The following is an 8,668-nucleotide window of genomic DNA, read 5'->3' on the forward strand; positions in this document are numbered from 1 at the left end:
TGGCATGGCGGGCGGCGACATCGCCGACGGCCTGCGCCGCCGCGGGCTGCGCCCGCTCGACCCGGCGACCGCCGTCGACGCGATGCTGCGCCTGGTCGGCGACCGCCCCGCGGCCGTGGTCGCCGATGTGGACTGGGCGGTGTTCGCGCCCCTGTTCGCCTCGTCCCGGCCCGCACCGCTTTTGGCGGAGGTCGTTCCCCCGGCCGTTCCCGTCGAGGCTTCCCAGAGCGCCGACGAGGGCGGCGGGCTCACCGCCGAGCTCGCCGACCTGGACGATGCGGGTCGCAAGCGGCGGCTGCTCGACCTCGTCCGCGGCGAGGCGGCGCGCGTGCTGCGCACGTCCGGTGTGGACAGCAGGCGCGGGTTCCTGGAGATGGGGTTCGACTCGCTCACCGCCGTCGAGTTGCGCGCCTCGCTGTCGGCCAAGACCGGGATGTCGCTGCCGACCACCCTGGTCTTCGACTACCCGACCCCCGACGCACTCGCCGAGCACCTGGCCGCTGAGACCCGGCCGCACGCGGACCCGGACGCGGATCTCGACCGGCTGGAGGCGCTGGTCGCCGCGGGAGGGGTCGACGACGCCGACGGGCTCGCGGCGCGGCTACGCGCTCTGGCCGACCGGATCGCCGGACCCGCCGCGCTCGCACCGGATCTGGCCGATGCCGGTGCCGACGAGCTGCTCGACCTGATCCAGTCCGAGTTCGGCCAGTCATGACGGGGACGGTGATCATCGCGTGACCGAGCGCTCAGCGACCGAGCAGAAGCTGCTGGACAACCTCAAGTGGGTGAGCGGCGAGCTGCGAACGGCCAAGCGCAGGCTCGAGGAGGCCGACGCCCGCGACAGCGAGCCCATCGCCGTCGTCGGGATCGGCGTCCGGCTGCCCGGCGGTGTCCGCACCCCGGAGGCGCTGTGGGACCTGCTCGCCGACGGCCGGGACGCGATCGGCCCGCTGCCCGCCGACCGCGGGTGGGACCTGGCAGCGCTGCACCACCCGGAGCCGGACAAGCCCGGCACCACCTACGCTCGTGGTGGCGGGTTCCTCGACGGCGTCGCCGACTTCGACGCTGATCTGTTCGGCATCAGCCCGCGCGAGGCGCTGGCCATGGACCCGCAGCAGCGCCTGCTGCTGGAGACCGCGCACGAGGCGCTCGAGCGAGCGGGCCTGACCCGCGACGCCGTGCGCGGAACCCGCACCGGGGTGTTCGTCGGCACCAGCGAGCAGCGCTACGGCTCATTGCTGGGCGACCGCGACGGCATCGAGGGGCACACCCTCACCGGCACCGCACTCAGCGTCGCCTCCGGCCGCCTCGCCTACACCTTCGGCCTGCGTGGCCCCGCCCTCACCGTCGACACCGCCTGCTCGTCGTCGCTGGTCGCCCTGCACTTGGCCGCCCGCGCGCTGCGCCGGAATGAGTGCGGGCTGGCGCTGGTCGGCGGAGCCACCGCCATGCCCACCCCGGGCGTGTTCGTCGAGTTCGCCCGGCAGCGCGGCCTGTCCGCCGACGGCCGCTGCAAGGCCTTCGGTGACGGCGCGGACGGGACCGGCTGGTCCGAGGGTGCGGGCGTGCTGGTCGTCGAACGCCTGTCCGACGCGGTGGACAACGGGCACCCCGTGCTCGCCGTGCTGCGCGGGTCCGCGGTCAACGCCGACGGTGCCAGCAGTGGCCTGACCGCCCCCAACGGCATCGCGCAGCGGCAGGTCATCGGTGACGCACTGGCCGACGCCGGGCTCGGTCCCGCCGACGTGGACGCGGTCGAGGCACACGGCACCGGAACCGCACTGGGCGACCCGATCGAGGCCGGTGCGCTGCTCGCCACCTACGGACAGGACCGCGAGCACCCGCTCCTGCTGGGCTCCCTCAAGTCCAACGTCGGCCACACACAGGCCGCGGCCGGTGTTGCGGGTGTCATCAAGGCCGTGCTGGCCCTGCGGCACGGCACCCTGCCGCGCACGTTGCACGCCGACACCCCCACCCCCCACGTCGATTGGCGCGCCGGTGCTGTCCGGCTGGCCGTCGAGCCCACCTCGTTCCCGGCCGCCGACCGTCCCGCGCGCGTCGGGGTGTCCGCGTTCGGCATGAGCGGCACCAACGCCCACGTCATCCTGGAAGCCACCGAAGCTCCGGCTCCATCCGAACCCGTCGGAGAGCCGGTCCGGGACGGTCTTGTGTGGGCGGTATCGGGACGAGGCCCGGAGGCGCTACGGGCACAGGCGGCCACGCTCGCCGAGGCGGTGCGGACCCACGGCTGGGAGCCCGCGATGGTGGCCCGCTCGCTGGCCGAGACCCGGACGGCGTTCGACCACCGCGCCGTCGTCGTCGGCCACTCCACGGCCGAGCTGCTCGCCGGACTGGACGAGGTGGCCGCGGGCGACGAGCCGACCTCGGGCGCGCGGGGTACCGCGGCCGACGGCAGGCGAGTCGCGCTGGTGTTTCCCGGACAGGGTTCGCAGTGGGCGGGCATGGCCGTCGACCTGCTGGACGACCCGGTGTTCGGCGCACGGTTCGCCGAGTGCGCCGACGCTCTCGCGCCGCACTCCGGGTTCGACGCCCGCGAGGTGCTCCGCTCCGGCGAGGGTCTCGACCGGGTCGAGGTCGTGCAGCCGGTGCTGTTCGCGGTCATGGTCTCGCTGGCACACCTCTGGTTGAAGCGCGGGCTCGACCCCGTCGCCGTCGTCGGTCACTCGCAGGGCGAGATCGCGGCCGCGTGCGTCGCGGGGGCGTTGTCCCTCGAGGACGCGGCGCGGGTCGTCGCGCTGCGGTCGAGGGTGCTGCACCGGCTCGCCGGCCGCGGCGGCATGGTGTCGGTCGCCGCCGACGAGGACACGGTGCGGACCCGGATCGGCCCGTTCGGTGACCGGGTGTCCGTGGCTGCGGTCAACGGGCCGACCGCCGTGGTCGTCTCCGGCGAGCCGGACGCCCTGGACGAGCTGCTCGCCGGCTGCGAGGCCGACGGGACACGTGCCAAGCGCATCGCGGTGGACTACGCCTCGCACTCCGCTCAGGTCGAGGATCTGCGTGCCGAACTGCTCGACGTGCTGGCCCCGATCCGTGCGCGCGCCGGTTCGATCCCCCTGCGGTCCACCCTGACCGGCCGCACCGAGGACGGCTCCGCGCTCGGCGCCGAGTACTGGTTCGACAACCTGCGCGGCACCGTCGGCTTCCACGATGCCGTGCGTGCGCTGCTCGCCGACGGTGTCGACACCTTCGTCGAGGTCAGCTCGCACCCGGTGCTCACCGTCGGCATCGAGGAGAGCGCCGGGAACGGCGTGCTCGTCACCGGAACCCTGCGCCGCGACGGAGACGGCCGCGAGGAGCTGTTGCGCGCCGCAGCCCGGCTGCACGCTCACGGCGCCGAGGTCGATCTCCGCGCGCTCCTGCCTTCCGCCGCCCACGTCGACCTGCCCACCTACGCCCTTCAGCAGCGCCCCTACTGGCCCGCGGGTGGAGCGGCGGGCGATGCGGCCTCGCTGGGGGTCAGCGCGGGCGGCCACGCCCTGCTCGGCGCCGCTGTCGTCCTCGCCACCGGTGACGGCGCCGTGCTCACCGGGCGCGTCACCGCCGACCATCATCCGTGGCTGAGCGACCACGTCATCGAGGGCAGGGCCGTCGTGCCCGGAACGGCCCTGCTCGACCTCGCGCTGCACGCCGCCGACCAGGTCGGCGCCTCGGCGGTGCTCGACCTGACCCTGCAGGCCCCGCTGGTGCTGCCGCCAGTGGGGGGAGTCCAGCTCCAGGTCGCCGTCGGCCGAGCCGCCGACGACGGCTCCCGGCCCGTGACCGTCCACTCGCGACCCGACGAGGACGCACCGTGGACCCGGCACGCCGTCGGCGCGGTCGGCGAGCTCGGGGCCGGTGCGGACGACAGCACGATCGAGTGGCCGGACGGCGACGACGTGCCGCTGGACGACCTCTACGCCGACCTCAGTGCGCGCGGGATCGACTACGGCCCCGCGTTCCGGGGCCTCGACCGCGTCCAGCGCGACGGTGCCGCCGTGCTGGCCGAGGTGCGGCTGCCGGAGCCGGTGCGGCCCGAGGGGTTCGGCGTGCACCCGGCGCTGCTGGACGCCGCCCTGCACGCCACCGCGCTCGGCGGGTTGTTCACCGATCGGGACGCGGCACGGCTGCCCTTCTCCTGGCAGCATGCCCAGTGTCACGCCACGGCAGCCACCGCGCTGCGTGTCCGCCTCGCCCCGGCGGGCCCGGACACCGTCTCGGTCACCGCCGTCGACCCGCCCGGTGCCCCGGTGCTGTCCGCCGAACTCGCCTTCCGCCCCCTTGGCGACACCGCCCGCACACCGGTCACTGATCTCTACCGTCTCGACTGGTCGCCGGTCGCCGCCACACCGATATCGGATGCCGTGTCCGACGGCGACGTCGTGGCCGCGCTGAACCGCGGCGGGGACGTCGTATGGCGGGTCGGAGACCCGGGTCCGGCCGCCGTGCTGCCGGTCCTGCGCCACACTCTCGACACCGACGCCCGGCTGATCGCACTGCTCGACGGCGACGACCCGGACTTCGCCGCGGTCGCGGGCCTGGTCCGCTCCGCCGCCACCGAGCATCCCGGCCGGTTCGCGGTCGTGGACGGCGACGAGCCGGTGTGCTCCGACGAGCCCTGGGTCCGCGTCAGCGACGGCGCCGCCACCGCCCCCCGCCTGGCTCGCGCCACCACTGGAACCACCGGGACCACCGCCGACGGCGCCGTCCCTCCGTTCGGTCCGGACTCCACTGTGCTGATCACCGGCGGCACCGGCGTCCTCGGCGGTCTCGTCGCAGGGCACTTGGTCGAGGCGCACGGCGTGCGGCGGCTCGTGCTCGCCGGCCGCTCCGGCGGTCCGGCACCGGATCTCGACGCCGATGTCGCGGTCGTGGCCTGCGACGTCACCGACGCCGGACAGGTCAGGGACCTGCTGGCCGAACACTCCGTCACGGCCGTCGTCCACGCCGCGGGCGTACTCGACGACGGCGTGCTGGAGTCGATCACGCCCGAGCGGGCCGCCGCCGTGGCCGCCCCGAAGGCCGGCGCCGTCCGGGTGCTCGACGAGGCGACCCGCGACCTCGATCTCACCGCCTTCGTCGTCTTCTCCGCCGCGGCCCACCTCTTCGGAAACCCGGGCCAGGGTGCCTACGGCGCCGCGAACGCCGCCGTCGACGCCGTGGTTGCCCGTCGCCGGGCCGCCGGGCTGCCCGGTGTCTCGCTGGCCTGGGGGCTGTGGCAGCGCGCCAGCGGTATGACCGGGCATCTCGGTGACCGCGACCTCGCGCGCATGGACCGGGGTGGCGTGCGGGCCCTCACCGACGAGCAGGGCCTCGCCCTGTTCGACGCGGCGCTCGCCGCCGACGAACCGTTGCTGGTCCCCATCGGCCTCGACCTCGCGGCCGTGCGCGCCGCCGACACCGACGTACACCCGCTGCTGCGCGGCCTCGTCCGCCCGGCACGCAGGCGTGCCGCTGAGGCGGCCGCGACCGGGTTCGGCGGGCTGTCCGGCAGGCAGCGCCGCGCCGCCGTGCTCGACGTGGTCCGCGCACAGGTCGCCGCCGTCCTCGGCCACGACTCCGCCGACGGGATCGACCCCGGCAGAGCGTTTCGCGACCTCGGCTTCGACTCCCTGACCGCCGTGGAGTTGCGCAACCGGCTGGCCGCGGCCACCGGCGAGCGCCTGCCCGCGACGGTGGTGTTCGACCACCCGACGCCCGCGGCGCTCGCCGACCTGCTCGCGGACCGCCTGGACCCGGCGTCCACCGGAACCACCGAGCCGCCCGAGTCGGCTCCCCGGCGGGAGGCCGACGAGCCGATCGCGATCGTCGCCATGGCCTGCCGCTTCCCCGGTGGCGTGCGGAGCCCCGAGGACCTGTGGTCGCTGGTCGCCGAGGGCGGCGACGCCGTGACGGGCTTTCCCACCGACCGAGGCTGGGACCTCGAGGGAGCGTTCGACCCGGCCAACGAGCGGCCCGGCTCCTTCGCCGTCCGGCAGGGCGCGTTCCTGCACGACGCCGCCGGATTCGACGCGGACCTCTTCGGTATCTCTCCGCGCGAGGCCCTGGCCACCGACCCGCAGCAGCGGCTGCTGCTGGAGACCTCCTGGGAGGCGTTCGAACGCGCGGGCATTGACCCGCGCGGCGTGCGGGGCACCCGTACCGGGGTGTTCGCGGGCCTCATGCACCATGACCACGCCACCCGCCTGCACCAGGTTCCCGCCGACCTGGAGGGCCTGGTGGGCACCGGCGGGTCGGCCAGTGTCGCCTCCGGCCGGGTCGCCTACGCCTTCGGCCTGGAGGGCCCGGCGATCACCGTGGACACCGCCTGCTCGTCCTCGCTCGTGGCGGTCCACCTGGCCACTCGCTCGCTGCGCTCGGGAGAGTGCGATCTGGCACTCGCGGGCGGGGTGACTGTGCTGTCCACCCCGGGGCTGTTCGTCGAGTTCTCCCGGCAGCGCGGTCTGGCCCCGGACGGGCGGTGCAAGCCGTTCTCCGACGCCGCCGACGGTACCGGGTTCGGTGAGGGTGTCGGTCTGCTCCTGCTGGCCAGGCTCTCCGACGCGCGACGTCTCGGCCACCCGGTTCTCGCGGTGCTGCGCGGGTCGGCGGTCAACCAGGACGGCGCGTCCAACGGCCTGACCGCGCCCAACGGTCCGTCGCAGGAGCGGGTCATCCGCTCCGCGCTGGCCGACGCCGGACTCCGGCCCTCCGATGTGGACGTCGTCGAGGCCCACGGCACCGGAACAACCCTCGGCGACCCGATCGAGGCCCGGGCCGTGCTTTCCACGTACGGCCAGGACCGCACCGGCCCGGCCCGGCTGGGCTCGGTGAAGTCCAACATCGGCCACACCCAGGCCGCCGCGGGCGTCGCCGGGATGATCAAAGCCGTCCAGGCCGTGCGCCACGGCGTCCTCCCGCGCTCGCTGCACGCCGACGTCCCCTCCAGCCACGTCGACTGGACGGCGGGAGCCGTCGCACTGGCCACCGAGAACCAGCCGTGGGAGGCGAGCACCCGCCGCGCGGGCGTGTCCTCCTTCGGGGTCAGCGGCACCAATGCCCACGTCGTGCTCGAGCAGGCCCCCGACGCCCCGGCGGTCGCGGCGCAACCGGAACGGGTCGTGCCGTGGGTGGTGTCCGGACAGACCGAGGCCGCCGTGCGCGAGCAGGTCTCCCGGCTGCTGTCCGCCGAGCCGGACGGCGTCGTCGAGACGGCGTCGTCGCTGGCCACCGGTCGCGCGGCGCTGCCGTGGCGCGCGACCGCCGTGGGGCGCACCCGCGATGAGCTGGTCGCCGGGTTGGGTGCGGCGGTGCCGGTCGAGGCCACCCACTCTCGGATGGCGTTCGTGTTCACGGGTCAGGGTTCGCAGCGGGTGGGGATGGGTCGTGGGTTGGCCGCCGCGTTTCCGGTGTTCGCGTCCGTGTGGGACGAGGTGCTGGCGTTGTTTCCGGCTGAGGTGCGGGAGGAGATCTCGGGTGGGTCGCGTCTCGGGGAGACGCGGTTTGCGCAGCCGGCGATTTTCGCGTTCGAGGTGGCGTTGGTGCGGCTGTTCGGGTCGTGGGGTGTGGTGCCGGATGTGGTGATGGGGCATTCGGTGGGGGAGATCGCGGCGGCGTGGGCTGCGGGGGTGTTCTCGTTGGAGGATGCGGCGCGGTTGGTGGTGGAGCGTGGTGCGTTGATGGACGCGGTGCGCACACCCGGGGCGATGGCCGCGATCGGCGTTGCTGAGGCCGAGGTCGAGTTGCCCACCGGGGTGGAGCTGGCGGCGGTGAACGCGCCGGAGTCGGTGGTGGTGTCCGGCGACGCCGAGGCCGTCGCGCGGCTGGTGGAGACCTATCGCGAGCGTGGCGTGAAGGCGTCGTCACTGAAGGTCAGTCACGCGTTCCACTCCGCCCACATGGACGACGTACTCCCCGCGTTCCGCACCGTCGTGGAACAGGTGGAGCGATCCGAGCCGGTCGGGGAGTTCGTCCGGGTGGCGGGCGAGCACGACCCGGCCGAAGTCGGGTACTGGGTCGACAACATCCGTGGCACCGTGCGGTTCGCCGGCGGTGTCGCGTCGCTGGCCGCGGCGCACGTCGTCGAGATCGGGCCCGAGGCCGCGCTCGCCCCGTTCGTCCCCGGATGTGTCCCGGCCCAGCGCAGGACCGAGGCGGCGGACGAGGAGACCGACGTCGTCCGCGCCCTCGCACACCTGCACGCCGCGGGGGCGGAGGTCGACTGGACCGGTTTCTTCGGTCCCGGCGTCGCCCGCGTCCCGCTTCCCACCTACGCCTTCCAGCGCCGCCGCTACTGGCTCGATGCGGGCACGCCGCACGCTCCCGCCGCCGGGGACGAACTCTGTCACCAGGTCGAGTGGGTCCCGGTCCACGCCCGGCCCGCCGAGGGCCGCTGGGGCGTGCTGCCCGGCGATCCCGGCCTCACCGCCGAACTCCTCGCCGCGGGCGCGGTCGAGGACGACGTCACCGGCTGGCTCCTGCCCGCCACCTCCGTCGGCCAGCTCGTCTCGGCCCTGCGCGATCTCGACGACGACCGGCCGGTCTGGGTGGTCACCCGTGGCGCGGTGGCGGTGCGGCCCGGCACCGAGGTCGACCCGGAGCAGGCCGCGATCTGGGGTGCGGGCCGCGTCGCCGCACTGGAGCTGCCCGGCACGTGGGGTGGACTGGTCGACGTCGAGTCCGCGCCGCAGGT

The 8,668-nt window shown here is 74.8% G+C and carries 1 protein-coding gene and 1 pseudogene; both read left to right on the forward strand.

Annotation, left to right across the window (positions count from 1 at the left end; all coding sequences use genetic code 11):
* Nucleotides 1–364: 364 nt before the first annotated feature.
* Nucleotides 365–505 (forward strand): annotated as a pseudogene (locus tag SACPADRAFT_RS34585) (acyl carrier protein); the annotation flags it as partial.
* A gap of 229 nt (nt 506–734) precedes the next feature.
* Nucleotides 735–8,668: type I polyketide synthase (locus tag SACPADRAFT_RS27075; RefSeq protein WP_007025404.1), on the forward strand; the 7,934-nt coding region annotated here is incomplete at its 3' end.

Origin of the sequence: Saccharomonospora iraqiensis subsp. paurometabolica YIM 90007, assembly GCF_000231035.2 — a bacterium.
Classification (GTDB): Bacteria; Actinomycetota; Actinomycetes; order Mycobacteriales; family Pseudonocardiaceae; genus Saccharomonospora; species Saccharomonospora paurometabolica.